30 protein-coding genes are annotated in these 25,245 nt (G+C 75.5%); 23 read left to right on the forward strand and 7 right to left on the reverse strand.

Annotated features, from left to right (window positions below; translation table 11 throughout):
- The first annotated feature begins 28 nt into the window (after window positions 1–28).
- Window positions 29–745 carry a TetR/AcrR family transcriptional regulator gene (locus UXQ13_RS08785; protein ID WP_225232128.1) on the forward strand — a complete coding sequence of 239 codons (717 nt, stop codon included), beginning with the start codon at window positions 29–31 and terminating at the stop codon, window positions 743–745.
- A 38-nt stretch (window positions 746–783) separates the two neighbouring features.
- Complete coding sequence (locus UXQ13_RS08790) at window positions 784–1,062, forward strand: hypothetical protein (RefSeq protein WP_225232127.1); 279 nt, start codon at window positions 784–786, stop codon at window positions 1,060–1,062.
- On the opposite strand, the gene UXQ13_RS08795 is transcribed toward UXQ13_RS08790, so the two are convergent.
- The 3 genes from UXQ13_RS08795 to UXQ13_RS08805 are packed head-to-tail and all read right to left on the reverse strand — an operon-like array spanning window position 1,038 to window position 2,516.
- Window positions 1,038–1,439 carry a VOC family protein gene (locus UXQ13_RS08795; RefSeq protein WP_225232126.1) on the reverse strand — a complete coding sequence of 134 codons (402 nt, stop codon included), beginning with the start codon at window positions 1,437–1,439 and terminating at the stop codon, window positions 1,038–1,040. The two genes, UXQ13_RS08790 and UXQ13_RS08795, sit on opposite strands and share 25 nt — an antisense overlap.
- Window positions 1,436–2,260: an AraC family transcriptional regulator gene (locus UXQ13_RS08800; RefSeq protein ID WP_336392203.1), complete on the reverse strand. Its 825-nt coding sequence runs from the start codon at window positions 2,258–2,260 to the stop codon at window positions 1,436–1,438. The genes UXQ13_RS08795 and UXQ13_RS08800 overlap by 4 nt, the downstream gene beginning before the upstream one ends.
- A 43-nt stretch (window positions 2,261–2,303) precedes the next feature.
- A complete protein-coding gene (locus tag UXQ13_RS08805; RefSeq protein ID WP_225232124.1) occupies window positions 2,304–2,516 on the reverse strand; it encodes a hypothetical protein in 213 nt (70 codons plus the stop codon).
- A 158-nt stretch (window positions 2,517–2,674) separates the two neighbouring features.
- Between UXQ13_RS08805 and UXQ13_RS08810 the strand changes: the two genes are divergently transcribed.
- The 12 genes from UXQ13_RS08810 (at window position 2,675) to UXQ13_RS08865 (ending at window position 11,661) form a co-directional block, all read left to right on the forward strand.
- The gene (locus tag UXQ13_RS08810) at window positions 2,675–3,355 is read left to right on the forward strand and encodes a prepilin peptidase (protein WP_225232123.1); all 681 of its coding nucleotides are present in this window, start codon (window positions 2,675–2,677) and stop codon (window positions 3,353–3,355) included.
- A gap of 177 nt (window positions 3,356–3,532) precedes the next feature.
- Complete coding sequence (locus UXQ13_RS08815) at window positions 3,533–3,751, forward strand: Flp family type IVb pilin (RefSeq protein WP_225232122.1); 219 nt, start codon at window positions 3,533–3,535, stop codon at window positions 3,749–3,751.
- 100 nt (window positions 3,752–3,851) lie between these two features.
- Window positions 3,852–4,271 carry a TadE/TadG family type IV pilus assembly protein gene (locus tag UXQ13_RS08820; RefSeq protein WP_225232121.1) on the forward strand — a complete coding sequence of 140 codons (420 nt, stop codon included), beginning with the start codon at window positions 3,852–3,854 and terminating at the stop codon, window positions 4,269–4,271.
- Window positions 4,268–5,242 carry a hypothetical protein gene (locus UXQ13_RS08825; protein WP_225232120.1) on the forward strand — a complete coding sequence of 325 codons (975 nt, stop codon included), beginning with the start codon at window positions 4,268–4,270 and terminating at the stop codon, window positions 5,240–5,242. Before UXQ13_RS08820 ends, UXQ13_RS08825 begins: the two co-directional genes overlap by 4 nt.
- Window positions 5,243–5,300: 58 nt before the next feature.
- Window positions 5,301–6,059, forward strand: coding sequence for a CpaB family protein (locus tag UXQ13_RS08830; RefSeq protein WP_336392204.1), 759 nt, complete (start codon window positions 5,301–5,303; stop codon window positions 6,057–6,059).
- Complete coding sequence (locus UXQ13_RS08835; protein WP_225232118.1) at window positions 6,056–7,246, forward strand: CpaE/TadZ family protein; 1,191 nt, start codon at window positions 6,056–6,058, stop codon at window positions 7,244–7,246. The genes UXQ13_RS08830 and UXQ13_RS08835 overlap by 4 nt, the downstream gene beginning before the upstream one ends.
- A complete protein-coding gene (locus UXQ13_RS08840; RefSeq protein WP_336392205.1) occupies window positions 7,243–8,754 on the forward strand; it encodes a TadA family conjugal transfer-associated ATPase in 1,512 nt (503 codons plus the stop codon). Before UXQ13_RS08835 ends, UXQ13_RS08840 begins: the two co-directional genes overlap by 4 nt.
- Window positions 8,754–9,689, forward strand: a complete 936-nt coding sequence (locus UXQ13_RS08845) for a type II secretion system F family protein (RefSeq protein WP_225232116.1) — start codon at window positions 8,754–8,756, stop codon at window positions 9,687–9,689. Before UXQ13_RS08840 ends, UXQ13_RS08845 begins: the two co-directional genes overlap by 1 nt.
- Window positions 9,689–10,576, forward strand: a complete 888-nt coding sequence (locus tag UXQ13_RS08850; protein WP_336392206.1) for a type II secretion system F family protein — start codon at window positions 9,689–9,691, stop codon at window positions 10,574–10,576. Before UXQ13_RS08845 ends, UXQ13_RS08850 begins: the two co-directional genes overlap by 1 nt.
- Window positions 10,577–10,600: 24 nt before the next feature.
- Complete coding sequence (locus UXQ13_RS08855) at window positions 10,601–10,816, forward strand: hypothetical protein (protein WP_225232114.1); 216 nt, start codon at window positions 10,601–10,603, stop codon at window positions 10,814–10,816.
- A 4-nt stretch (window positions 10,817–10,820) separates the two neighbouring features.
- Window positions 10,821–11,219 carry an acyl-CoA thioesterase gene (locus tag UXQ13_RS08860; protein ID WP_225232113.1) on the forward strand — a complete coding sequence of 133 codons (399 nt, stop codon included), beginning with the start codon at window positions 10,821–10,823 and terminating at the stop codon, window positions 11,217–11,219.
- A gap of 10 nt (window positions 11,220–11,229) precedes the next feature.
- Window positions 11,230–11,661 (forward strand): ChaB family protein, encoded by a 432-nt coding sequence (locus tag UXQ13_RS08865; RefSeq protein WP_225232112.1) that lies wholly within the window; start codon window positions 11,230–11,232, stop codon window positions 11,659–11,661.
- On the opposite strand, the gene UXQ13_RS08870 is transcribed toward UXQ13_RS08865, so the two are convergent.
- Window positions 11,651–12,910, reverse strand: coding sequence for a M24 family metallopeptidase (locus UXQ13_RS08870; RefSeq protein ID WP_336392207.1), 1,260 nt, complete (start codon window positions 12,908–12,910; stop codon window positions 11,651–11,653). The two genes, UXQ13_RS08865 and UXQ13_RS08870, sit on opposite strands and share 11 nt — an antisense overlap.
- Window positions 12,911–12,932: 22 nt before the next feature.
- On the reverse strand, window positions 12,933–14,048 hold the full coding sequence (locus UXQ13_RS08875; RefSeq protein WP_336392208.1) for a GGDEF domain-containing protein: 1,116 nt from the start codon (window positions 14,046–14,048) through the stop codon (window positions 12,933–12,935).
- A 137-nt stretch (window positions 14,049–14,185) separates the two neighbouring features.
- Between UXQ13_RS08875 and UXQ13_RS08880 the strand changes: the two genes are divergently transcribed.
- Genes UXQ13_RS08880 through UXQ13_RS08890 form a run of 3 tightly spaced genes read left to right on the forward strand, consistent with a single transcriptional unit; the run spans window position 14,186 to window position 15,466 of the window.
- Window positions 14,186–14,377, forward strand: coding sequence for a hypothetical protein (locus UXQ13_RS08880; protein WP_225232109.1), 192 nt, complete (start codon window positions 14,186–14,188; stop codon window positions 14,375–14,377).
- Between the two features lie 55 nt (window positions 14,378–14,432).
- A complete protein-coding gene (npdG, locus tag UXQ13_RS08885; protein ID WP_225232108.1) occupies window positions 14,433–15,149 on the forward strand; it encodes an NADPH-dependent F420 reductase in 717 nt (238 codons plus the stop codon).
- On the forward strand, window positions 15,149–15,466 hold the full coding sequence (locus UXQ13_RS08890) for a DivIVA domain-containing protein (protein ID WP_225232107.1): 318 nt from the start codon (window positions 15,149–15,151) through the stop codon (window positions 15,464–15,466). The genes npdG and UXQ13_RS08890 overlap by 1 nt, the downstream gene beginning before the upstream one ends.
- A gap of 35 nt (window positions 15,467–15,501) precedes the next feature.
- Here the strand turns inward: UXQ13_RS08890 and UXQ13_RS08895 are convergent, their stop codons facing one another.
- Window positions 15,502–16,071 carry a hypothetical protein gene (locus UXQ13_RS08895; RefSeq protein WP_336392209.1) on the reverse strand — a complete coding sequence of 190 codons (570 nt, stop codon included), beginning with the start codon at window positions 16,069–16,071 and terminating at the stop codon, window positions 15,502–15,504.
- A gap of 87 nt (window positions 16,072–16,158) precedes the next feature.
- Complete coding sequence (gene panB / locus UXQ13_RS08900) at window positions 16,159–17,013, reverse strand: 3-methyl-2-oxobutanoate hydroxymethyltransferase (RefSeq protein ID WP_225232105.1); 855 nt, start codon at window positions 17,011–17,013, stop codon at window positions 16,159–16,161.
- A gap of 148 nt (window positions 17,014–17,161) precedes the next feature.
- Between panB and UXQ13_RS08905 the strand changes: the two genes are divergently transcribed.
- The 6 genes from UXQ13_RS08905 (at window position 17,162) to UXQ13_RS08930 (ending at window position 25,160) form a co-directional block, all read left to right on the forward strand.
- On the forward strand, window positions 17,162–18,370 hold the full coding sequence (locus tag UXQ13_RS08905; RefSeq protein WP_225232104.1) for a L,D-transpeptidase: 1,209 nt from the start codon (window positions 17,162–17,164) through the stop codon (window positions 18,368–18,370).
- 73 nt (window positions 18,371–18,443) lie between these two features.
- Complete coding sequence (locus UXQ13_RS08910) at window positions 18,444–19,784, forward strand: glutamine synthetase family protein (RefSeq protein ID WP_225232103.1); 1,341 nt, start codon at window positions 18,444–18,446, stop codon at window positions 19,782–19,784.
- A 79-nt stretch (window positions 19,785–19,863) separates the two neighbouring features.
- Window positions 19,864–20,586, forward strand: a complete 723-nt coding sequence (locus tag UXQ13_RS08915; protein ID WP_225232102.1) for a type 1 glutamine amidotransferase — start codon at window positions 19,864–19,866, stop codon at window positions 20,584–20,586.
- A 1-nt stretch (window position 20,587) separates the two neighbouring features.
- On the forward strand, window positions 20,588–23,683 hold the full coding sequence (locus tag UXQ13_RS08920) for a bifunctional [glutamine synthetase] adenylyltransferase/[glutamine synthetase]-adenylyl-L-tyrosine phosphorylase (RefSeq protein WP_225232101.1): 3,096 nt from the start codon (window positions 20,588–20,590) through the stop codon (window positions 23,681–23,683).
- Between the two features lie 64 nt (window positions 23,684–23,747).
- The gene (locus tag UXQ13_RS08925) at window positions 23,748–24,854 is read left to right on the forward strand and encodes an LLM class flavin-dependent oxidoreductase (protein ID WP_225232100.1); all 1,107 of its coding nucleotides are present in this window, start codon (window positions 23,748–23,750) and stop codon (window positions 24,852–24,854) included.
- Window positions 24,855–24,893: 39 nt separating this feature from the next.
- A complete protein-coding gene (locus UXQ13_RS08930) occupies window positions 24,894–25,160 on the forward strand; it encodes a CDGSH iron-sulfur domain-containing protein (RefSeq protein ID WP_225232099.1) in 267 nt (88 codons plus the stop codon).
- Window positions 25,161–25,245: the final 85 nt, after the last annotated feature.

Consider the following 25,245-nt stretch of genomic DNA (forward strand, 5'->3'; position numbering starts at 1 on the left):
ACGGGCGGATCCGCGCTAGGGTCGGGTCATGGCTCCCAGCGCCCCCACCCGGGACCGCACCCGCACCGCCGTCGTCGAGGCCGCGGCGCGGCTGCTCCGCGACGCCGGCGGCGACGCCGTCACCACCCGGGCGGTCGCCGAGGCGGCCGGCGTCCAGGCGCCGACGCTCTACCGCCTGTTCGGGGACAAGGACGGGCTGCTCGAGGCCGTCGTCGAGCACGAGCTGGCCACCTTCGTCGCGGCGAAGGCGGCCCAGGTGCGCGCCGCCGCCGAGGCCGAGGACGACCCGGTCGAGGACCTGCGCGCCGGCTGGCACCGGCAGGTCGAGTTCGGCCTGACCCACCCGGCGGTGTTCGCACTGCTCAGCGACCCGGCCCGCGCGGCCCGGTCGGCCGCGGCCCGGTCGGGCCGGGAGGTGCTGGCCGCCCGGGTGCACCGGGTCGCGCTGGCCGGCCGGCTGCGGGTGGGGGAGCGGCACGCCGCCGAGCTGGTGCACGCCGCCGGCACCGGCGCCGTCCTCGCCCTGCTGGCCGTGCCTCCCGGCGACCGTGACCCGGCGCTGTCCACCTCGATGCTGGACGCCATCCTCGCCCAGGTGCTGGTGGACCCCGCGGCGCCCGCGGACGGCGGGCTGCGGCCGGCTGCGGTCGCCCTGCGGGCCGGCGTGGACCACCTGACCGCGCTCACCGGCGCCGAGCGGCGATTGCTGGCGGAGTGGCTGGACCGGGTCGTCGCCGCGGGCTGACCGGGTTGGGCGGTTCGCCGGGTGGGCAGTGCTGCGGCATGCCCCCGCACCCCGACCAGGCCGCACCCCCGGAGCTCGGCACCGGACGGGAGACGGTCCCGGTCGTCGTCCCGGGTCCCGACGGCGACCGGGCCGGGGAGCAGATGACCGGCCCGGTGCACGCCGTCCAGCCCGGAGCCGAGGACCTGGAGCTGGTCACCTCGCTGTGCAACCACTCCGTGCGGGCCACCGCCGGGGCCGCCTTCGACGCCGGTGACCCGGATGCCTGCCCGACCTGCGTCGAGCGGTCCGTTCAGGGCCGGGGCTCACCCCGGTAGGTGCCGAAGGACCAGTGGTTGCCCTCGGGGTCCAGCAGCAGGCACTCCCGCGAGCCGTAGTCGGTGCCCGCGGGCTCGCTGCCCACGGTCGCCCCGGCCGCGACCGCCCGGGCGAACAGGGCGTCCACGTCGTCGCACACCACGTAGGCGCCGAAGGTGCCCGGGCGCAGCGGCCAGCGGTCGCCGTCGGCCGGGCGGGCCGAGCCGAGCATGAGGCCACCGCCCAGCGGCCAGGCGAGCTCGGCGTGGTGCACGGTGTCCCCCTCGGCCATCACCGCGACCTCGATGAAGCCGAACGCCTCGACCAGGAAGCGGATCAGCGCCGGGGCGTCGGTCGCGCGCAGGGTGGGCCAGACCTGGGGTGCGGGTGCAGTCATGCCGGCGATCCTGCCGCCGGGCCCGGGTCGGTGTCTTGCACGGATCGGCGCTCGGCGGCCAGCCAGCGCCGCGGGGGCAGCCCGGCGAACCGGGTGACGTCGCGGGTCAGGTGCGGCTGGTCGGTGTAGCCGTGCTCGGCCGCGACCACGGCCGGCGGGGTGCCGGTGGCCAGGGCCCGGCGGGCCCGGTCGAACCGAGCCACCCGCCGCAGCTCCTGGGGCGACAGCCCGGTCTCCGCCCGGCACCGGGCGTGCAGCCGCCGGGCGCTCCACCCGACGTCCGCGGCGACCGCGGCCACCGGCACGGCCGTCCGGGTCAGCAGGTGCCAGGCGCGCACCAGCTCGGCGGCCACCGGCCGGTGCGGCCGGGCGGCGAGCTCGTCGGCGACGACCGCGAACCGGCCGGACCACCCCGGGGCCGCGCGCAGCCGGTCCTGCAGCCGGTCCACCCAGGGACCGAGGACGTCGACGGCGTGCTCGTCCCGGTCGGCCAGCTCACCGGCGGGCATCCCCAGCAGCCCGCGGGCGGCGAGCGGGTGCACCGACAGCTGGACGCCGGACTGCCGGCCGTCGTGGGTGATCAGCGCCGGCCGGGTGTGCAGGCCGCCGACCAGGGTCTCGTAGCGCCCGGGCTGCTGGGCCGGGTCCGGGTGGGCCGCGACGACCAGCGGGTCGGCCAGCGTGACGATGAACGTCAGCCACGGCGAGGGCAGCCCGCGGTGGACCTGCGGTGCGGTGCCGGCCTGGGCCCAGCCGGTCAGCGCGGCGAGGTGCGGCCCCGGCGGGCGGGCGGTGACGTACTCGTCGACGACGTCGGGCACCGGCCCATGGTGGCGGGTGCGGGGCGCCGGCGACAGGGGTCGCTCAGCGGCGGGGCAGGCCGGCCGAGCAGTCGGTGACGATGGCGGCGAAGGTGCGGGTGTCGACCTCGTCGTCCACGGTGACCCGGACGATGTCGGCGACCTGCTGGGGCGAGGTGGCGCGGGCGGCGGAGACCCGGGCGGCGGCGATGAGGTGCAGCTGGCGGACGCGCGCGGCAAGACCGCGGTCGGCCGGGGAGAGCTGGGTGCGAGGCATGGCTCCACGGTAGGCAGGACGTGCAGCAGGTCACCCGCCTGCCGGGCGGTCGATCCGGTGCCAGATGTGACGAAACCCGGCGCGGCTGCTCGGCACACCCGCACGACGTCCGCCTCGCCTCCCGGCCGGCCCCCCTGCTGCGTGCGACCCTCCCGGGCGTGGACGAGTCGGTGATGCTGGGCCTGGGCGGAGCCGTCCTGGGGCTGCTGCTGGGGCGCCCGCTGGACGTCGTCGCCCAGCGCGTCGTCGCCCGCCGTCCCGACGCCGCGGAGCTCCTGCCCGGCACCCTCCGCACCCGTCCGGTCGCCGTCGGCGGGCCGTGGGTACCGCTGGGCACCGCGGCCGCCTTCGCGCTGGTCGCGGCCGTCCTCGGCCCGGTCCCGCTGATGCCGGCCTGGCTGTGGCTCACCGGGTGCGCGGTCGTGCTGGTGGTCGTCGACCTGCAGCACCACCTGCTGCCCAACCGGGTGCTGCTGCCGACCGGGGTCGGGTCGCTCGCCCTCCTGGGCGTCGTCGCCGCGACCACCGGGGACTGGACGGCGCTGGGCCGGGCCGTGCTCGCCGCCCTGGCGCTGGCCGCCGGGCTGCTGGTCCTGGCCTGGGTGAACCCGGCCGGGCTCGGGCTCGGCGACGTGAAGCTGGGCCTGGTGCTCGGGCTCCACCTGGGCTGGCTGGGCTGGTCGCAGGTGCTCGCCGGGGTGGTCCTCGGCTTCGTGCTGCAGGCCGTGGTGGCCGTCGTCCTGCTGGTCCTGCGCCGGGCCGGCCGGGACACCCAGCTGGCCTTCGGTCCGGCCCTGCTGGCCGGCACCCTCGTCGTCGGGCTGCTCGCCGCCGCCTGACGCCCTACCTCGGCACCGTCGGGTACCGAAACCACGACGCACCAGGGTCTCACCCCTCGGGGGGAGTGCGGGCGGGTTGGGCTACGGGCCGGTTGTCCGCAACCCGATGTCGCTCCTGCAACCGCACCCAGGGCCATCGTGGTCCACCCGGGTGACGGTGACCCGGAGGAGCACCTCATGACCGCCCTGTTCCAGACCCTGTTCGCCATGACCGTCACCCTCGGCGACCGCATCGAGGGCCGCCTCGGCGACCTCAAGCAGCGCGAGACCGGCGCCAGCGCCGTCGAGTACGCCCTGCTGGTCGGGGCCATCGCGGCCGCCGTCGTCGGCGCCGTGGCCCTCTTCGGCCCGAAGCTCAACGCGCTGTTCACCAGCATCAACGTCAACGGCAAGTAGCCCCGACGACGTCCGTCCGGGCCCGGTGGGCGGAGCACCCCTCCGCCCACCGGCCCGACCGGCGGCACCCCGCACCCACCCACCAGCAGAGGAGCACCGCATGACCCGCACCCGCCGCACCGGCCGGTTCGGCCGCCCGCGCGGTGAGCGCGGTGCGTCCGCCGTCGAGTTCGCCCTCGTCGTCCCGCTGCTGCTGCTGTTCCTGTTCAGCATCATCTCGGTGAGCCGCGCCTTCCAGGTGCAGTCCACCCTCGCCGGCGCCGCCCGCGAGGCGGCCCGCGACTTCGCCATCAACGACGACCTGGCCTCGGCCCGGACGAAGGCGGTCAACGCCGCCACCACCTCGGCGGTGACCCTGTCGTCGTCCAGCGTGTCGATCAGCCCGGCGTCCTGCGCCACGGCCGGCCGCGGCGCCGACGTCACCGTCACCATCACCTACACCTTCCAGCCCGCCGGCAGCTTCTCCGGCGGCGTGGCCTTCCCGATCACCGCGCGCGCCCTGTACCGGTGCGGTCGATGACCGCCGCCCGGTGGCGCCGCCGCCTGTGGGTCCGCGGGGCCGACGGCGAGCGGGGCGCGGTGGCCGTCGCCGTCGCGCTGCTGTTCCCGCTGCTGTTCGGTGCCGCCGCGCTCGCCGTGGACACCGCGGCGGTGTGGAACGCCCGCACCCAGGTCTTCTCCTCGGTCGACGCCTTCGCGCTCGCCGCGGCCATGGACTGCGCCGAGCAGGACTGCCCGACCAAGGAGGAGGGCGAGGCGATGATCAGCCACTACGGCATCACCAACAACTCCGGCGCCAAGCTCGCCTCCCTGCAGCCCGGCACCGGCTGGCTGCAGACCGACCCCGCCCAGCGGGCCACCCGCGGGCAGGGCACCTGGTCGATCCGGCACTACTTCGGCGGGGTGCTCGGCGTCCCCGAGGTCGAGCTGACCGTGGAGACCATGGCCCGCTGGGCCGGCCTGCCGCAGGCGACGTCGGGGCTGTCCCTCGCCGTCTCCTACTGCAGCTACCGGACCGCGCTCAACGCCGGCAACCTCGCCTCCAACCGGGCCACGGCCACCCTGTCGCTGAGCACCGTCACCACGGGGTCCTGCACCACGCCCGACGGCACGGCCGTCCGGGGTGCCACGGCGCTGACCGAGCAGACCGGCTCGGCCTGCCGGACCGCCTCGACGGCCGGGACGACGACGGCCACGGTCGCCACCGCGCCGGCCTGCACGGCCGGCTACCTCGCCGGCCTGGTCGGCACCGACGTCGTCCTGCCGGTCTACGACCAGAGCAGCCCGACCTCGGTCCGGGTCTACGGCTACGCCGCCTTCCGGGTCACCTCGGTCACCTCGGGCGCCCCGTCGACGGTGACCGGCTACTTCACCTACACGGCCCGGCAGATCGACACGCCGACCGCGATGCCCACCGTGCCGGACCTCGGCGCCCGCGGTGTCTTCCTCTGGGACCCCGCCGACTGGCAGGGCACCCGGTGCCCGTGCTGACCCCGCTCCCGCCCCCGCTCACTACCTCCATCCCCCCCCACCGAGAGAGAAGGACCCGATGAACCGCCGTCTCGTGGCCGCAGTCGTGGCCGTCCTGGTCGCCGCCGCCGGTGCGTGGGTGGTCCTCGGCTACGTCCGGACCGCCGACGCGCGGGCCCAGGCCGCCGAGGAGCTCGTCCCCGTCCTCGTGGTCGGGTCCGAGGTCCCTGCCGGCACCCCGGTGGCCGACCTCGGCACCGCCGTCTCCCTGGAGCAGGTGCCGTCCCGGCTGGTGACCCCCGGGACGCTGAGCGACCTGTCCGGCGTCGGCGGCCTGGTGACCACCACGACGCTGCTGCCCGGCGACATGGTCCAGGGCGGCCGCTTCGGCGACCCGACCGCGGCCCGCGCCGACGGCTCGCTCCCGGCGCCCGACGGCACCGAGGAGGTCAGCGTCACCCTCGAGCGGCAACGCGCGGTCGGCGGTGTCCTGGTCCCCGGTGACCTGGTGGGCGTGTTCGGCACCGCCAGCACGATCAACGACGGCCCGGACGTCGCCTTCCAGCTCGACGGGGTGCTGGTCACCCGGGTCGCCAACCCCTCGGACCCCGACGGCGTCTACACGGTGACCCTGGCCCTGAGCCCGGACGCCGCGGTCGCCGTCTCCTCGGCCCAGACCAAGGGCACCACCTACCTGACCCTGCAGGCCCCCGGCACCTCGGCCGGCGAGCTCTACTCCGGCTCCGTCTCCGGCCTGGCCGGCGCCGGCTCGGACGGCAGCACCGACGACACCTCGTCCTCCACCACCACCAACTCCTCCAACGGGGGCACCTCATGAGCACCGTCCTGACCGTCGGCGTCGGCGCCGACCTCGTCGCCCGTTTCGCCCTGGCCTGCGGCGGCGACGTCGTGGCCCTGGGCGTCGAGGCCCTCGACGCCGACGGCGGGCTGTTCGCCCGGGTGGCCGAGGCCGGCTCGCCCGGCGTCACCGTCCTGGGGCCCGACGTGCCCGAGGAGCGGGCGCTGGCGCTGGCCACCCGGGCCGACGTGGTGGCCGCCCCGACCTGCATCGTCATGGCCACCAGCTCGACCGACCCCGACCTGTGGATGCGCGCCATGCACGCCGGGGTCCGCGACCTGCTGACCGCCGACGCGCACCAGGACCACGTGGACGGCGTCGTCGCCCGCGGCGCCGAGTGGGCCGAGGCCCGCCGCGACGCGCTGCGGGAGACCACCGGCGACCGCGGTCAGCGGGTCATCGTGGTCGGCTCGGCCAAGGGCGGGGTCGGCAAGACCACCGTCTCGACCAACCTGGCCGTCGGCCTCGCCCGCTCGGGCACCGGCTCCACCGTGCTGGTCGACCTGGACGTGCAGTTCGGCGACGTGGCCAGCGCGCTGGCCCTGGTGCCCGAGTACACGCTGCCCGACACCGTGCACGGCGCCGCCTCCACCGACCCCCTGGTGCTCAAGAGCTTCCTCAGCCGGCACGAGAGCGGGCTCTACGTCGTGGCCGGCAGCGAGTCGCCGGCCGCGGGCGACGCGGTCACCGCGCAGCAGGTCGCCCGGCTGGTCGACACCCTCCGCCAGGAGTTCCGCTACGTCGTGGTGGACACCGCCCCCGGCCTGTCCGACCACACGCTGACCACCCTCGAGCGGGCCACCGACCTGGTGCTCATGAGCAGCATGGACGTCCCCGGCATCCGGGGCATGCGCAAGGAGCTCGACGTCCTGACCGAGCTCAACCTGGTCCCCAGGGGCCGCCACCTCCTGCTCAACGGCTCGGACACCTCCGGCGGCCTGAGCCTGGCCGACATCGAGGCCACCCTGGGCTCGGCGCTGGACGTCGTCCTGCCGCGCAGCTCGGGGGTGACCCTGTCGACGAACACCGGCGTGCCGCTGCTCATGGCCGCGGCCGGTCGCGACCAGGTCGCCCGCGGCCTGCAGACCCTCGTCGAGCGCTTCCTGCCCGAGCCCGCCGCCGCTCCGCGTCGTGGGCTCGGCCGCCTGCGGGCCGGTGCCCGATGAAGCTGGGCGACCGGTTGGCCACCGCCCGCGGCGAGGACGCCTTCGGCCCGGACCCGGTCCGGGTGGCCCGGCACGCCGCGGCCGACGACGTGGAGCAGGCGGTGGAGCAGATCTCGCTCGCCGCGCGCGCCTCGTCCGTGCACGCGGAGGTCGACTCGCTGACCCGGCTGGTCCAGCCCGAGGCCGCGGTCATCGTCGGCGACGGCCTGTCCCAGCTGCGGGCCCGCGCCACCCAGGCTCTGTTCGACCGGCTGGGCAGCAAGCTGTCCAGCAGCGAGATCCCCGAGGACCAGCTGCACCGCCTGGTCAACTCCGAGCTGCAGCGGGTGGTCGCCAACGACCCCACGCCGCTGTCGGACGCCGACCGCCGCCGGCTGATCACCGAGGTCACCGACGAGGTGCTCGGCTACGGCCCGCTGCAGCCGCACCTGGACAACCCCGACGTCACCGAGATCATGGTCAACGGCCCCGAGTCGGTCTACGTCGAGCGCGGCGGCCGCCTGGTCCGCACCGCGTCCACGTTCACCTCCGAGGAGCACCTGCGCCGGGTCATCGAGCGCATCGTGTCCCGCGTGGGCCGGCGCATCGACGAGTCCTCGCCGATGGTCGACGCCCGGCTGGCCGACGGCTCCCGGGTCAACGCGATCATCCCGCCGCTGGCCTTCGGCGGGTCCTCGCTGACCATCCGCAAGTTCGCCCGCACCCCGCTGGGGATCGGCGACCTGATCTCCTACGGCACGCTGAGCCCGGAGATGGCCGAGCTGCTGCGCGCCTGCGTCGAGGCCCGGCTGAACATCATCGTCTCCGGCGGCACGGGCACCGGGAAGACCACGTTGCTCAACGTGCTGTCCTCCTTCATCCCGGAGTCCGAGCGGATCATCACCATCGAGGACGCCGTCGAGCTGCAGCTGCAGCAGGAGCACGTCGTCCGGCTGGAGTCCCGCCCCCGCAACATCGAGGGCCGCGGCGAGGTCTCCATCCGCGAGCTGGTCCGCAACTCGCTGCGCATGCGCCCGGACCGGATCGTCGTCGGCGAGGTCCGCGGCGGGGAGAGCCTGGACATGCTGCAGGCGATGAACACCGGCCACGACGGCTCGCTGTCCACCGTGCACGCCAACACCCCGCGCGACGCGATCGCCCGGCTGGAGACCCTCGTGCTGATGGCCGGCATGGACCTGCCGCTGCGCGCGATCCGGGAGCAGGTCACCTCCGCGGTCGACCTGGTCGTGCAGATCTCCCGCCTGCGGGACGGCACCCGCCGCATCACCCACGTCACCGAGGTGCAGGGCATGGAGGGCGACACCGTCACCCTGCAGGACGCCTTCCTCTTCGACCACTCCGCCGGCGCCGACCTCAACGGCCGCCTGCTCGGCAAGGCCGTGCCCACCGGCGTCCGGCCGCGCTTCGTCGACCGCTTCGCCGACCTCGGCGTCACGGTCTCCTCCCGGGTCTTCGCCCCCCCGCCGTCGGCCGCGGGCCGCCGTCCGCTCGTCACCGGACGGGTCTGATGCCCGCCCTCGTCTGGGGTGCGGTGGCCGCGCTGGCCATCGCCCTCGCGCTCGCCGCGGTGGCCGTCCTGGCCCGCCCGCAGCGGGTCGACATCGGCCGGCTGCAGGTCAGCGGCAACGCCGCCCCCACCCGGCGGGCGACGACGGCCGACGAGACCGTCGCGGTCGCCGAGCGGCTGCTGCTGCGGGTCGACCCCCGCGGCCGGCTCGCCGCCACCGTCGAGCTGGCGGGGATGGGCACGTCGGCCGCCGACCTGCTGGTCGTGGTGGCGGTCGGGTCCCTCACCGGGCTGCTGCTGGGCGGCCTGATCGGCGGGCTGCTGCTCGGGCTGCTGCTCCTCGTCGCGGCCCCCGCCGGGACCTGGGCCTTCCTCACCGTGCGGGTCGGCCGCCGCCGCAAGGCCTTCGCCGAGCAGCTGGACGACGCCCTGCAGCTCATGGCCAGCAGCCTGCGGGCCGGCCACAGCCTGCTGCGGGCGATCGACGCGGTCTCCCGGGACACCCCGGCGCCGATGTCGGAGGAGTTCTCCCGGGTGGTCAACGAGGTGCGGGTCGGCCGCGACGTGACCGAGGCGCTCACCGAGGTCGCCGACCGCACCGGCAGCGACGACTTCCGCTGGCTGGTCCAGGCCATCGGCGTGCACCGCGAGGTCGGCGGCAACCTGGCCGAGGTGCTGGACCGGGTCGGCGAGACCCTCCGCGACCGCGCCCAGCTGTTCCGCCAGGCCCGGTCGCTCTCGGCCGAGGGCCGCACCTCCGGCATCGTGCTGCTGGCCATGCCCTTCGCGGTCGCGCTGATCATGTCGCTCACCGCGCCCGGCTACCTCGCGCCGCTCTACACCACCGGCACCGGCCTGGTGCTGCTGCTCGTCGCGCTGGGCCTCATGGTCGTCGGCGCCCTCTGGCTCAAGTCGATCGTGAAGGTGAGGTTCTGATGTCCGGACTGCTGATGGGCGCCTCGTTCGCCGTCGCGCTGCCGCTGGCCGTCGTGGTCTACCTCGTCGCCGGCACCTCGCGGCGCCCGCTGGCCATCGCGCACCGCAACCTGACCCGCGGCCTGAGCACGAGCACCCCGACCGGTGGCTCGCTGGAGTCCCGGGGCAACGGCTGGACGTCGTTCCTGCGCACGGTCACCCCCGAGCGGGAGGCCCGGCGCGCCCGGCGGCTGCTGCAGGCCGCCGGCTACCCGGCCGGCCTGACGATGACCCGGGTGCTGGCCGCCAAGCCGCTGCTGGTCGCGGTGGTGGGCCTGGTCGCGTTCGTCGTGGTGGAGACCCACCCGGGGCTGCTGACCGCGCTGATCGGCGTCGCGGCCACCGTCGGCTCCTACTGGCTGCCCGACGCGGTCCTGGACGGGCGGGCCACGGAGCGGCAGACCCAGCTGACCCGCGAGCTGCCCGACGTCCTGGACGAGATGACGATCGCCGTGGAGGCCGGGCTGGGCTTCGAGGCGGCCATGACCTGGGTCGCCACCAACGGCACCGGCGTCCTCGCCGAGGAGTTCCGCCGCACGCTGGCCGACGTCAACGTCGGCCGCCCGCGCCGGGCGGCCTACGAGGCCCTGGTGGCGCGCACCAAGATCGACGACCTCCGCCGGTTCGTGGCCGCGGTCAACCAGGCCGACTCCTACGGCATCGCGATGTCCGACGTGCTGCGCGTGCAGGCCGCCGAGATGCGGATCAAGCGTCGCCAGCGGGCCGAGGAGAAGGCGATGAAGGTGCCGGTCAAGGTGTCCTTCCCGCTGATGGTCTGCATCCTCCCGGCGCTGCTCATCGTCGTCCTCGGGCCGGCGTTCATGAACCTGGGCGACCTGATGGGCTGAGCTGCCCGGCCCTAGGTTGGACCCATGACCACCAGCCAGCCGCCCAGCCCCGAGGCCCGCGACAACGTCACCGAGCACAACGTGGAGACCCGCGCCGAGCTGCTCCCGGAGGAGACCTCGACCGGCGGCAGCGCGGACCCCGAGGCCCAGGCCGAGGCGATCCTCGCCGAGTCCGAGGAGCGCACCCTGCACCCGGACGCCGACGAGGGCGGCCACCGCGGCTCCGACGAGACCGTCTGAGCGCGTGCGGCACCAGCACGCCGTCCAGCTCCGGTGGTCCGACCCCGACGTCTACGGCCACGTCAACCACGCCCGGGCACTGAGCCTGCTCGAGGACGCCCGGCTGACGATGGCGGCCGGCGTCGCGGACGGCGACCCGGCCCCGCCGGTCATCCTGGCCAGGCTGGAGGTCGACTACCGGCGCCAGCTGCTCTACCGGCCCGGTGAGCAGGTGCGGGTGGAGAGCTGGGTGACCCGCCTGGGCACCAGCTCGGTCACCACCCGCCAGGACCTGCACCAGGACGGCGAGGTGGCGATCTCCGTGGTCGCCGTCCTGGTCGTGGTCGACGGCGGGACCCCGCGGCCGCTGACCGGGCCCGAGCGGGCCGCGTGGTCGGTGTTCCTCGAGGAGCCGGCCGGGTAACCACCCCCGCATGCCGAAGACCACGAAGAGCGGGAAGCCGATCGAGGACGAGCTGCCCAGCACGCTGCAGCGCTCGGACGCCAAGGCGCAGGAGACGTACGCGAAGACCCACGACAGCGCCGTCGAGACCTACGACGGCGACGAGCAGGCCGCCAACCGGGTGGCGTGGGGGGCGGTCAAGCACACCCACGAGAAGGTGGGCGACCACTGGCAGCCCAAGGAGGACGGCGGCAAGGGCCCCTCCGACGAGCAGTCGGCGAAGGGGAACCGGGACACCGACCTGGACTCCAAGGGCGGCGTCGACGCGAACGCCTCGAAGGCCCACCTGTACGAACTCGCCCAGGACGCCGGGGTCGAGGGCCGGTCGTCGATGACCAAGGACGAGCTCGCCGACGCCCTGCAGAAGGCCAACGACAAGGCCACCCGGGACGCTAGAGGGTGATCAGCCCGGTCTGCCGGGCGTCCAGGTAGGAGACACCGTCGGCGGTCAGCGCGATGCCCTGCTCCAGGGCCATCCGGACCACCTGCCCGCCCCACTCCGGCACCGGCACCCGCACGCACAGCTCCAGCGCCCAGGTGGTGTCGGTGCGGACCGGTGCCTGACCGGTGCCCGGCACGCCGCCCTGCGCGTCCCACATGCCGATCGCCGGGCCCGCGCCGTGGCCGTAGAAGCCGACCGGGTGGCTGTAGACGTCGCCGTCCACGCCCTCGGCGGCCGCGGCGGCGCGAGCGGCGGCCAGCACCTCGTCCCCGGTGCGACCGGGCAGCATCGCCGCGGTGACCAGGTCCTGCATCCGGTTGCCGACGGCGAGGGCGTGCACCAGGCCGGCCGGGGGAGCGGTCTCGCCGGGCCGCAGCACGTAGGCGTTGCGCTGGGTGTCGGTGGTCAGGCCCAGCGTCTTGAGCCCGACGTCGCAGTGCAGGAGGTCGCCGGGCTCGACGACGGCGTCCTCGGGCACCCCGCCCAGCGGCACCCCGGCCCGCTGCAGGCCGACGGTCGGCTGGAACCACGGCTCGACGCCGAGGTCGTGGAACCGCTGCCGGACCCACCAGGCCACGTCCAGCGCGGTGGTCTGCCCGACGGTGACCACGGCGGGTGAGAAGGCGGTCGCGATCGTGGCGTGCGACAGGGCGTTCATGGCGTGCAGGGCGTCGATCTCCGCCGGCAGCCGGGTCTCCAGCCAGCGGACGACGAGCTGCTCGGCGTGCACGACCCGGTCGGCCCACGGCCCCAGCGCGGCCAGCAGCGCGGTCGCGTCGGTGTGGGAGAGGCCGTCGGCGTGCGCGAAGGTCGCCGACACGTCGACGCCGATCCGGCGCGGCTGCGCCCGGTCCACCGCCCGCCGCACCGCGGCCCACTGCGCCTGCTCCTGCCCGAGCGCCGGGTCGTCGTCCGCGGGGTCCCAGGCCTGCACGAACCGGCCGACCGGGTAGCGGGCGACCGCCATCGGCGTCACGCCCCCGGTGGTCCGGTGCAGCAGCAGGACGGTGCGGCGGCGGGCCGACAGCCAGGTGGCCGGCAGCAGCGTCGGCAGCACCGGGTCCTCGTTGTACTCCCGGCCGACCACCACCCACAGGTCGATGCCGGCGTCGTCCATGAACCCGGGCAGCAGCTCGTCGATCCGCTGGTCCAACCACCCGTCGCGGACGGCGGCCTGCTCGCGCAGCGGGAGGGGCACGGTGGACGTCATGCCCCCATCCGACCAGGAGGGGTCAGGCGGCGCCCGCGGGGGTGCCGCCGACGCGGGGCCGGGGCACCACCGGGACGGCGACCTCCAGGCGGTCCCGGCCGGCCTGCTTGGCGGTGTACATCGCCAGGTCGGCCCGGTCGATCAGCCGCCACACGGCGTCCTGCGGGTCCTCGCCGGGCACCGGGGAGGTCAGCGCCACGCCGACCGAGGCGGTCACCGGGAGCTGCGCGTGGCCGGCCTGGCGCACCGCGGCGCGCAGCCGCTCGCCCAGCTGGCGGGCGTCGTGGTGGTCGTGGACCAGGCCCAGCACCACCATCTCCTCGCCGCCCGTGCGGGCCAGCACGTCCGCCGGCCGCACGGCCCCGGCCAGCGAGTCGGCGACGGCGAGCAGGACGGCGTCCCCGGCGGCGTGCCCGTGCTCGTCGTTGAGCTGCTTGAACCGGTCCAGGTCGAGCAGGAAGGCGGCCACGGACCCGCCCTCGCGCTGCGCCTGGCGCCAGAGCCGCTCGGCGCCGACGGCCATCGAGCGCCGGTTGGCCAGCCCGGTCAGCGGGTCGGTGGACGACAGCCGCTCGGTGGCCGTCAGCAGCCGCTGCACGCGCCGGCGCAGCACGTAGACCCCGCCGGAGGCGACGTCCAGGACCACGGACTGCACCACGACCTGGACGGCGAGCGCGGCCGGGTCGGCGAAGCTGCCGGCCAGCGCCACCCAGCAGGCGACCGGGACCACCAGCAGGTGCAGGCCCAGCATCCAGCCGTCGAGGAACCAGGCCGCGGCGAACGCGGCGAACAGCATCATCAGCGGGGGTGCGTAGAGCATCGGGTCGGTGATCGACAGCGCGACCACCACGTAGACCAGGTCGCCCACGCCGACCAGCACTCCGATGACCGGCCGGTCCACCCGCCGCCGGACGAGCAGCACCACGCCGATCACCACCAGGGCAGCCATGGTGGCGGCGTAGGCCGCCCGGCCGGCACCCGGTCGGAGCACCCCGTCCACGGGCAGGTTGGCCGACCCGAGACCGGCGCCGACCAGGATCAGCACGGCCAGGACCCGGGCGGCGACCTGCCCGTCGGCGCCGCGCCCGTCCGCGACCCGGCCGGCATCCCGGTGGGGTCGACGCTCGGCGGCGGGCACCCGGGCAGTGTGCCGCACCGGCGGGCGCCCCGGCTGCTCCGTGTGCCGCGACCGGCCGCCGGGCGGGGTCGGGGCGGGGGTGCCAGGCTGTCGGCGCCGTGCACCACCGGGGCGCGGCCCGACGAGGAGGGGGCGGGATGAGCCAGGGACCGTGGTTCTTCTGCATCAAGCACCACACCGTCGAGGGTCCGGAGGGCTGCGCCGAGCGGCACCGCCTCGGGCCCTTCGCGACCCAGGAGGAGGCAGCCGCCGCCCTGGAGAAGGTGGCCGAGCGCAACGAGCAGGCCGACGCCGCCGACCGTGCCTGGGAGCAGGGCGAGCGTCGCTGAACGGGCAGGACCGCGCCGTGGGTCGACCCGGCGCCCGCGGACCAGGGGAGACGACGTGAGCGAGAGCAGTGCAGTGGCCGGCGGGGGGCGCCCCGTCGGCGACCTCCTCGTCGGGATCCTGGGGGGCACCGGACCGCAGGGTCGCGGGCTGGCCGTCCGCTGGGCGGCGGCCGGTCAGCGGGTGCTGCTGGGTTCCCGGGACGCCGACCGGGCCGTCGAGGTCGCCGCGTCGGTGGCGGCCCGGGCGAGCGCGGCGGCCGGCGGGGGAGAGGTCTCGGTGCAGGGCGGGTCGAACGCCGACGTCGCCGGGGCCGCGGACCTGGTCGTGGTCGCCGTCCCGTTCGCCGGGCACGCCGAGCTGCTGGCCGAGCTGGCCCCGGCGCTGGCCGGCAAGGTGGTCGTCGACTGCGTCGTCCCGATGGGCTGGGACGAGCTGGGCGCCTACGTGCTGGACGTCGCCGAGGGCAGCGTGACCCAGCAGGCCGCGGCGCTGCTGCCCGACAGCTGGGTGGTCGGTGCCTTCCACCACCTGTCCGCGGTGTCGCTGGAGGACCTGTCCCAGCCCACGCTGGACGGCGACGTGATGGTGGTCGGCGACGACCGGGCGGCCATGGACCTGGTGCAGGCGCTGGCGGGCCTGCTGCCCGGCCTGCGCGGGGTCTACGCCGGGCGGCTGCGCAACGCCCGCCAGGTCGAGGCGCTGACGATCAACCTGGTGTCGGTGAACCGGCGGTACAAGACCCATGCCGGCGTCCGGGTGACCGGAGTCTGATGGCTCGGCTCAGCGGGGACGACGTGCGGGCGGTGACGTTCGCCCAGCCGGGCTGGGGGAAGCGGGGCTACGCCCCGGACGAGGTCGACGCATTCCTCGACCGGGCGGCGGCTGCGCTGGACGCGCTGGCCGCCGGGCGCCCGCCGGGGATGGACACCGAGGACGTGCGCCGGGTGGTCTTCCGCAAGCCGCCGATCGGCAAGCGGGGCTACGCCGAGGCCGGGGTGGACGAGTTCCTGGACCAGGTGGCCGCGTCGTTCCCGGGGGCAGGGGGCACGGGCGGCATCGAGCTGAACGGGGCACCGCTCGACCGCTGACCGGCCGCCCCGTGGGGCGGCCGGTCAGCGCAGGCTCAGAGGCGGATGCAGATCGGGATGCCGAGGAGGCCGACGCCGACCGTGGTGCCGGCCGGGCACGTGCCGCTCGGCGGCATGGCGATGTCCGCGGTCGCGGCGGTGGGTGCCGCGACCCCGGCGGTGCCGGTGACGCCGACCGAGGCGGTGGGAGCAGCGACGCCGGCGACCCCGGCCACGCCGGCGACCCCTGCGACCCCGGCGGTGGCGGTGGGGGCGGCCACGCCGACCCCGGCCGTCGCCGCGAGCCCGGCGGTGGCGCCGACGCCGGCGGTGACGCCGACCGTGCCCTGGCTCGCGGTGGCGGCGGGGGACGCGGTGGGCGCGGTGCCGGCCACCGCGGCGGTGCCGGCGACCGGTGCCGTGGTGCCGACCTCGGCGGTGGGCGCGGCGGCCGCGGTCGCGGCCGGGACGCCGACAGCGGCGGTCGGGGCCGTGGCGGCGACCTCGGCAGCGGGGGCGGTACCGGGGTCGCCGGGGGCGGCGTTGGCCGCGACCCCACCGATCACGGCGGCCAGGAAGACGACGCCCGAGGCGACGCCGACGACGGCAGTACGGTCGAACTTCATGGTCGATCCTCTCCGGGTGGTTGCCCAGGGGATCGGCAATACGGACGATCCAGTTCAGCTCAATCGCGAACTTTTCACCCGGTCGGGTCAGAAGCTGTGCTCGGGCCCCGGGAACTGCCCGCCGCGGACCTCGGCGGAGTACTCCTGGGCCGCCCGCAGCAGCTCGCCGCGCAGGTCGGCGTACTTCTTCACGAACTTCGGCACCCGGCCGCCGTTCATCCCGGCCATGTCCGGCCACACCAGCACCTGCGCGTCGCAGTCGACGCCGGCGCCGATCCCGACGGTGGGCACGGCGAGCTCCGCGGTCACCCGGGCGGCCACGTCGGCCGGCACCATCTCCAGGACGACGGCGAACGCGCCCGCGTCGGCCACCGCACGGGCGTCGGCCAGCACCTGGTCACCGGCGTCCCCGCGGCCCTGCACCCGGAACCCGCCCAGGGCGTGCTCGGACTGCGGGGTGAACCCGACGTGCCCCATCACCGGGATGCCGTTGTCGGCCAGCAGCTTCACCTGCGGCGCGACCCGTGCCCCGCCCTCGAGCTTCACCGCCTGGGCCCCGCCCTCCTTCATCATCCGGACCGCGGTGCCGAAGGCCTGCTCGGGCGAGGCCTCGTAGGAGCCGAACGGCAGGTCGGCCACGATCAGCGCCCGCGACGTCGACCGGGTGACCGCCTTGGTGAACACCAGCAGGTCCTCCACCGTCACCGGCACGGTCGAGGAGTGGCCCAGCACCACGTTGCCGGCGGAGTCGCCGACCAGCAGCACCGGGATGCCGGCCTCCTCGAACACCCGCGCCGCGTAGGTGTCGTAGGCGGTGAGCATCGCCCACTTGTCCCCGTCGGCCTTCGCCTGCTGCAGGTGGTGGATGCGGACCCGGGCGGTGGGGGAGCCCCCGCCGTACAGGACCGGTTCGGACGACGGCGAGGACGACGGGCTGGTCACGCCGACATCCTGCACCCGGGCCCGTCGGTGGACACCTGCCAGTGCCGGGCCCCGACGTCGTCGATCCACACCGCACTGCGGGCCCCGCGTGTCGGTGGTCGCTGCTTGGATCAGCCCACCGACGTCCCGTCCCGATCCCGAGGTCCCCATGTCCGTGGTCCGCAGCCGCTGCGCCCCGCTCGCCCTGCTGCTCGTCGTGCTGGCCGGCTGCCAGTCCGGGGTCGACGGTGGGCAGGCAGCCGCGCCGACGACGTCGAGCGCCCCGACCCCGGCCGCCGCCCAGGAGGTGGACGCCGCCGTCATCAGCATCGACCCGCCGCTGGGCTCGGTCGACGTGGACCCGGTGACCCCGCTGCGGGTCTTCGCTGGGCACGGGACGCTGTCCGCCGTCGCGGTGACCGACGACGCCGGCACGCCGCTGGCCGGCGCGCTCGACCCGGCCTCGGCGACCTGGACCGCGTCGACGGACCTGGGCTACGGCACCACCTACACGGTGACCGCGACCGCCACCGACGCCGCGGGCCGGACCACCACCAGCACGGGCACCGTCGGCACGGTCTCCCCGCGCACCCTGACCATGCCCACCGTCTTCCCGAACGCGGACAACCCGGTCGTCGGCGTGGGCCAGCCGATCTCGATCACCTTCGACGAGGACGTCACCGACCGGGCCGCCGTCGAGCGCCGCCTGTCGGTGGTGACCACCCCGCACGTCGACGGCTCCTGGTCCTGGCTGTCCGACCGCACCGTGCACTACCGGCCGGCCGACTTCTGGCCGGCCCGCACCCACGTGGCCGTCGACGCCGACCTCTACGGGGTGGACGTGGGCGGCGGCGTCCACGGCCAGGCCAGCAAGCACGTCGAGTTCGACATCGGGCCCAAGCGGGTCGGCGTCGTGGACGCCTCCGAGCTGGTGCTCCGGCTCTACGTCGACGACCAGCTCGTGCAGTCGATGCCGACCTCGCTGGGCAAGTCGTCGAGCCCCACGCCGTCGGGCACCTACGTCGTCATGCAGCAGTCCCGGCGCTACACGATGGACTCCTCCACCTACGGCGTCCCGATCGACGCCCCGGCCGGCTACCGCACCGAGGTCGAGTACGCCTCCCGGCTCAGCAACTCCGGCATCTTCGTGCACGCCGCACCCTGGTCGGTGGGCCAGCAGGGCAGCCGCAACGTCTCGCACGGCTGCCTGAACGTCTCCACGGCCAACGCCGGCTGGTTCTACGACAACTTCGGCCGCGGCGACGTCGTCCAGGTCGCCGGTGCCGGCCCCCGGCTGGCCGAGACCGACGGCTTCGGCGACTGGAACGTCAGCTGGGACGAGTGGCTGGCCGGTTCCGCGCTCCACCCCGGCGTGTAGTCCGGCACCCCGACCGGGCAGGCTCCCGGGTGTCGTAACCAGCCGGACACGCGCGGAGGACAGGATGCCGACCATGGACCGCCAGCAGGAGTTCGTCCTGCGCACCCTGGAAGAGCGCGACATCCGCTTCGTCCGGCTCTGGTTCACCGACGTCTCGGGCTACCTCAAGGCCGTCGCGGTGGCACCGGCCGAGATCGAGGCGGCGTTCGCCGAGGGCATCGGCTTCGACGGGTCGGCGATCGAGGGCTTCGCCCGGGTCTACGAGTCCGACATGCTCGCCAAGCCCGACCCGGGCACCTTCCAGGTGATGCCCTCGGCCAAGGGCGGGGCCAGCGAGACCGCCCGGATGTTCTGCGACATCACGTTGCCCGACGGCAGCCCCGCCTGGGCCGACCCGCGGCACGTGCTGCGCCGGGCGCTGGGCAAGGCCGCGGACATGGGGTTCACCTTCTACACCCACCCCGAGATCGAGTTCTTCCTGCTCAAGGACCTGCCCGACGACGGGACGCCGCCCACCCCGGCCGACACCGGCGGGTACTTCGACCTGTCCACGCACAACGTGGCGCACGACTTCCGCCGCGAGGCGGTCTTCGCGCTGGAGGCCATGGGCATCTCGGTGGAGTTCAGCCACCACGAGGTCGCCCCCGGCCAGCAGGAGATCGACCTGCGCTACGCCGACGCGCTGAGCATGGCCGACAACATCATGACGCTGCGGCACGTCGTCCGGGAGGTCGCGCTGGCCCAGGGCGTGCACGCCACCTTCATGCCCAAGCCGTTCACCGACCTGGCCGGCTCGGCGATGCACACGCACCTGTCGCTGTTCGAGGGTGACCGCAACGCCTTCCACGACGCGAACGACCCGATGCGGCTGTCCACCACCGGCAAGCAGTTCATCGCCGGGCTGCTCACCCACGCCCGCGAGGTCACCGCGGTCACCAACCAGACGGTGAACTCCTACCGCCGCCTGCTGGCCGGCACCGAGGCGCCGACCGCGGCCACCTGGGGCAAGGCCAACCGCTCGGCGCTGGTCCGGCTGCCCTCCTACAAGCCGTCCAAGGCGAACTCGGCGCGGGTCGAGGTCCGGTCCCCGGACAGCGCCTGCAACCCCTACCTGACCTTCGCGGTGCTGCTGGCCGCCGGGCTCAAGGGCATCGAGGAGGGCTACGAGCTCCCGCCGGAGGCCGAGGACGACGTCTGGTCGCTCACCGACACCGAGCGGCGGGCCGCGGGCTACGTCGACCTGCCGGTCAGCCTGGGCGAGGCGCTGAGCGCGATGGAGGGCAGCGAGCTGGTCGCCGAGACCCTGGGCGAGCACGTCTTCGAGTTCTTCCTGCGCAACAAGTGGGAGGAGTTCAACTCCTACCGGCAGAACGTCACCCCCTTCGAGCTCCGCCGCTACCTCCCGGGGCTGTGAGAAGGACCCCCTCGCCCCCCACGACGTGCTCCGCACGCCGCGGGTCCCTGCGAGGGGGCCGTTCCATAAGGTGGGCGGTGTGACCCGTCTGCTCGTCGTCGTCCCGTCCGACACCGACCCGCCGGCCCGGCTGGGGGAGTGGCTGACGGCGGCCGGCCTCGAGCTCGACGAGCGGCACCTGGACGCCGGTGACCCGGTGCCGGCCGACCTGTCCGGGCACGACGGGCTGCTGGTCCTGGGCGGCCCGCAGTCCTCGCTGGACGACACCGCCACCGAGCTCGCCCCGGTCCGCGACCTGCTCGCCCGCGCCGCCGCCGACGACGTGCCGACCTTGGCGATCTGCCTGGGCGCGCAGCTGCTGGCCCAGGCCACCGGTGGCGCGACCCGGGTGCGCCCGGACGGCCCCGAGGTCGGGGCCACCCTGGTCGCCCGCCGGGACGCCGCCGAGACCGACCCGGTGTTCACCGGTCTGCCGCTGTCCCCGGACGTCATCGCCTGGCACCACGACGAGGTCGAGCGGCTGCCCTCGGGTGCCGTGGTGCTCGCCGCCAACCCGGTCTGCGACATCCAGGCCTACCGGGTGGGCAGCGCGGTCTACGGCCTGCAGTTCCACATCGAGACCACCCCGGAGATCGCCGCGTCCTGGGCCGAGCACGACCCGGTCGGGGTCGCCTCGACCGGGCTGGACGTCGAGGTGGTCAGCGCCCTGGCCGCGGCCGCGCACCCGGACCTCGCCGAGGTGTGGGCGCCGTTCGCCGGCCGGTTCGCCGAGCTGGTCCGCTCGCGCGCCGCCGTCCGCTGACGTGACCCCGCTCGACCGGGGCCCGGTCCCGCGCCCGGCCGTCGTCCGGCTGGTCCGGTTCGGCTTCGAGGACGGCGAGCAGGCCGCCCGGCTGCTGTCCTCGCCGCAGCTGGGCCTGTGGGACCTCGGGCGCAACGAGCCGGCCGACCCCGAGGCCGCCCCGGTGGTCTCGGCGCTCGCACGGGCCGGCGACCCCGACCTGGCGCTGTTCACGCTGTCCCGCCTGGTGGAGGCGCTCGACCGGGAGGACCCGGGCGGCGAGCTGGCCGCGCACCTGCTGGCCCGGTTGCGGGGGTCGGCGACGCTGCGCGCCCGGCTGCTCGCCGTCCTGGGCGCCAGCGCCGGGCTCGACGACCACCTGGTCGCCCACCCGGAGGACTGGACCGTGCTCGACAGCGAGGACGGCCCGGTCCGGCCGACCCCGCTGGCGCTGGAGCAGGAGATGCTGCGGGCGGTCGGCGCCGACCCCGACGACCCGCCGTGGGGCGTGGGGCTGGGCACGCCGGCGCCGGACTCCGACGTCTCCCGCGTCCGCGACCTGCGCCGGGCCTACCTGCGGGCGGTGCTCGCGGTGGCCGGGCGGGACCTCGGGGACAACCTGACCGCCGAGGAGGTCGCCGGCGAGCTGGCCGACCTGGCCGGCGCCGTGCTGGTCGCCGGGCTGGCCATCGCCGTGGCCGACCAGCCGCCGGGCGCGACGCCCTGCCGGATCGCGGTCATCGGCCTGGGCAAGTGCGGCGGCCGCGAGCTCAACTACGTGAGCGACGTCGACGTGGTCTTCGTCGCCGAGCCGCTGGACGGCGCCGACGACGCGGCCGCCACGGCCACCGCGGCCCGGGTGTGCGCGGCGCTCATGCGGGTCTGCCACGAGGCCGCCTGGGAGGTCGACGCCGCGCTGCGCCCGGAGGGCAAGGCCGGGCAGCTGGTGCGCACGCTGGCCGGCCACGTCGCCTACTACGAGCAGTGGGCCAGCACCTGGGAGTTCCAGGCGCTGCTGAAGATGCGCGGCGTGGCGGGCGACCCGTCGCTGTGCCGGGAGTACGTCGACGCGCTGTGGCCGCTGGTCTGGAAAGCCGGTGACCGGCCGGGCTTCGTCGGCGAGGTGCAGGCCATGCGCCGCCGGGTGGAGTCGCTGATCCCCCCGGCCCAGGCCGGCCGCGAGCTCAAGCTCGGCCGCGGCGGGCTGCGCGACGTGGAGTTCAGCGTGCAGCTGCTCCAGCTCGTGCACGGCCGGGTGGACACCACGCTGCGCACCGGCGGCACGCTGCCCGGCCTGCTGGCGCTGTCCGCCGGCGGCTACGTCGGCCGCGAGGACGCCGCCACGCTGACCGCCTCCTACCGCTTCCTCCGCACGGTGGAGCACCGCCTGCAGCTGCTCCGGCTGCGGCGCACCCACCTGCTGCCCACCGACGAGGTGCAGCTGCGCTGGCTGGCCCGCTCGCTGGGCTACAAGCCCGACCACCGCGGGGACGCCGTCGCCGTGCTGCGGGCCGAGCTGGCGCTGCACACCCGCGAGGTGCGCCGGATCCACGAGAAGCTGTTCTACCGGCCGCTGCTGTCGGCGGTGGCCCGGGTGCCCGGCGAGCAGCTGGCGCTGGGCCCGCAGGCCGCCGGGGTGTGGCTGCGCGCGCTGGGCTTCGCCGACCCCGAGGGCGCCCTGCGGCACCTGGCCGCGCTCACCGGCGGGGTGTCGCGGTCGGCGTCGATGCAGCGGTACCTGCTGCCGGTGCTGCTGCAGACCCTGGCCTCGTGCGCGGACCCCGACGCCGGCCTGCTGGCCTACCGGCAGGTGTCCGAGGCCATGGGCGGCAACCAGTGGTATCTGCGGCTGCTCCGCGACGAGGGCCAGGTCGCCGAGCGGCTGGCCCGCCTGCTGGGCTCCTCGCAGTACGTCGCCGGGCTGCTCACCCGCACCCCCGAGGCGCTGCGGCTGCTGGCGAAGGACGAGGAGCTGGTGCCCCGCCCGGCGGCATCGCTGAGCTCGGCCTGGCTGCAGTCGGTGGCCCGGGCCGGCGACGCGGCCGCCGGGGTGCGGGTGCTGCGCGGGCTGCGGCGCACCGAGCTGCTCCGGATCGCCTGCGCCGACCTGCTCGGCCTGCTCGACGTCGTCGCCGTCGGGGTCGCCCTGCGCGACGTCGCGGTGGCCACCCTGGAGGCCGGGCTGGCCGCGGCGGTCCGCAGCTGGGCCGCCGACGCCAAGGTGCCCGTGGACCAGGTCCCGGTCGACCTCGCCGTCATCGGCATGGGCCGGCTCGGCGGGCGCGAGATGAGCTACGGGTCCGACGCCGACGTGCTCTTCGTGCACCGGGTGCGGCCCGGCGCCGACGAGTCCAAGGCCGTCGGCGCGGCCAACCAGATCGCGCACGCGCTGCGCCGGCTGCTCGCCGAGCCGGCCCCGGACCCGGCGTTCGAGGTGGACGCCAACCTGCGCCCGGAGGGCCGGCAGGGGTCGATGTCGCGCAGCCTGTCGGCGTTCCGGGAGTACTACGAGCGCTGGGTGTCGGTCTGGGAGGTGCAGGCTCTGCTCCGCGCCGAGCCGGTGGCCGGCGACGTCGAGCTGGGCCGGCAGTTCTGCGACCTGGTCGACCCGCTGCGCTGGCCGGCCGCCGGGCTCACCGACGCCCAGGTCGCCGAGATCCGCCGGATCAAGGCCCGGGTGGAGAGCGAGCGGCTGCCCCGCGGCGCCGACCCGGCCACGCACACCAAGCTGGGCCGCGGCGGGCTGGCCGACGTCGAGTGGACCGTGCAGCTGCTCCAGCTGCAGCACGCGCACGACCACCCCGCACTGCGGGTCACCGCCACCACCGACGCCCTCACCGGCCTGGCCGACGCCGGCCTGCTGGACGCCGAGGACGCGGTGGCGCTGCGGGTGGCCTGGGAGCGGGCCAGCCGTGCCCGCAACGCGGTGTTCCTGGTCCGCGGCCGCCCGGGTGACCAGCTGCCCCGGCCGGGGCTGGAGCTGTCCGGCGTCGCCCGGGCCAGCGGCTACCCCGCCGACGTCGACCCCGGCGAGTTCGTCGACGACTACCGCCGGGCGACCCGGCAGGCCCGCTCGGTCGTCGAGCGGGTCTTCTACGGCCAGGAACCCGCCGAGTAGGGGAACAGCCGGCCCGACCGGGGTGGTTGGCCCCGGCAGGACACCGACCCGAGGAGAGCCTGCCGTGCCGATCGAGTTCCTGGGCATCGCCGCCACCAACGACGGGTCGGAGACGACCCCGCGCTCGGGGGGCAGCTTCGACAAGGACTACACCGTCCGGCTCGGCCGGGCGCACGAGGACTTCGGCTGGGACCGGGTGCTGTTCGCCTACGGGTCCGGCGCCCCCGAGCCCTCGGCCGCCGCGGCCTGGCTGCTGGCGCACACCGACACCCTGCAGGTGCTGCTGGCCCACCGGCCCAACGTCAGCTACCCCACCTTCGCCGCCAAGACGTTCGCCACCCTGGACCAGATCGGCGACGGCCGGCTGACCGTCCACGTCATCACCGGCGGCACCGACCACGAGCAGCAGCGCGAGGGCGACTACCTCACCAAGGACGCCCGGTACGCCCGCACCCGGGAGTACATGCAGATCGTCAAGAAGGCGTGGACGTCGCACGAGCCCTTCGACTGGGACGGCGAGCACTACCGGTTCGCCGACTTCGTCTCCGACACCTTCCCGGTGCAGCAGCCCCGCCCGGACCTGTCCTTCGGCGGCTCGTCGGACGCCGCCTACGCCGTCGGCGGTGCCGAGGCCGACGTCTTCGCGCTGTGGGGCGAGCCGCTGGCCGAGACCGCCGCGCAGATCGAGCGGGTGCACGCCGCGGCACGGGCCGCCGGGCGCACGCAGATGCCGCGCATCCAGGTCGCCTTCCGGCCGATCATCGCCCCCACCGAGGAGCTGGCCTGGGAGAAGGCGCACCGCACCGTCGCCCGGATCGAGGCCATGCGCAACGGCAACGGCCGCTCTCCGCTGTCCATCGCCCGGCCCTCGGCGGCCGGCCCGGAGAACGCCGGGTCCCAGCGGCTCCTGGAGATCGCCGAGCGCGGCGAGCGGTTCGACCGGGCGCTGTGGACGCCGACGGCCAAGGCCAGCGGGGGAGCGGGCAACTCCAACGCCCTGGTCGGGACGCCGGAGACCGTCGCCGCCGCCCTGCTGGACTATGTCGACCTGGGCGTGGACATCCTCTCGATGCGCGGCTATGACCTGCTCGGCGATGCCATCGACGTCGGCCGGTACGTCATCCCGCTGGTCCGCGACGAGGTCGCCCGGCGCGACGCGCGCGCCGCCTGAGGGGGATTGGGACCCCGGGTCCGCGGGGAAGGGAGCACCGTGCCCGACGACCGCGAGCCCGCCACCATCACCCCCTACCGCGACGGCCCCCTGGTCGTGCGCGGTGACTTCCGACTGGTCGACGCCGACGGCGTCGAGTTCGACCCGGGCCGCGACGTCGTCGCGCTGTGCCGGTGCGGGAAGTCCGGGCTCAAGCCGTTCTGCGACGGCAGCCACAAGCGGTCCGGTTTCTCCGCGCCGTCCGCGCCGCGCAAGGAGCGGCCGGCCACCCGGCTGGCCGCCCTGGAGGCCGAGCAGGACTCCTGAGCCCCACGCACGAGGGCCCCGCACCCACCCGGCGGATTCCAGGGGTCGTCGCAACACCGTTGGTCAGTAGGCCGGTTGCAGTAGA

This window comes from Klenkia terrae, from assembly GCF_037083865.1.
In the GTDB taxonomy this organism is placed as follows: domain Bacteria; phylum Actinomycetota; class Actinomycetes; order Mycobacteriales; family Geodermatophilaceae; genus Klenkia; species Klenkia terrae.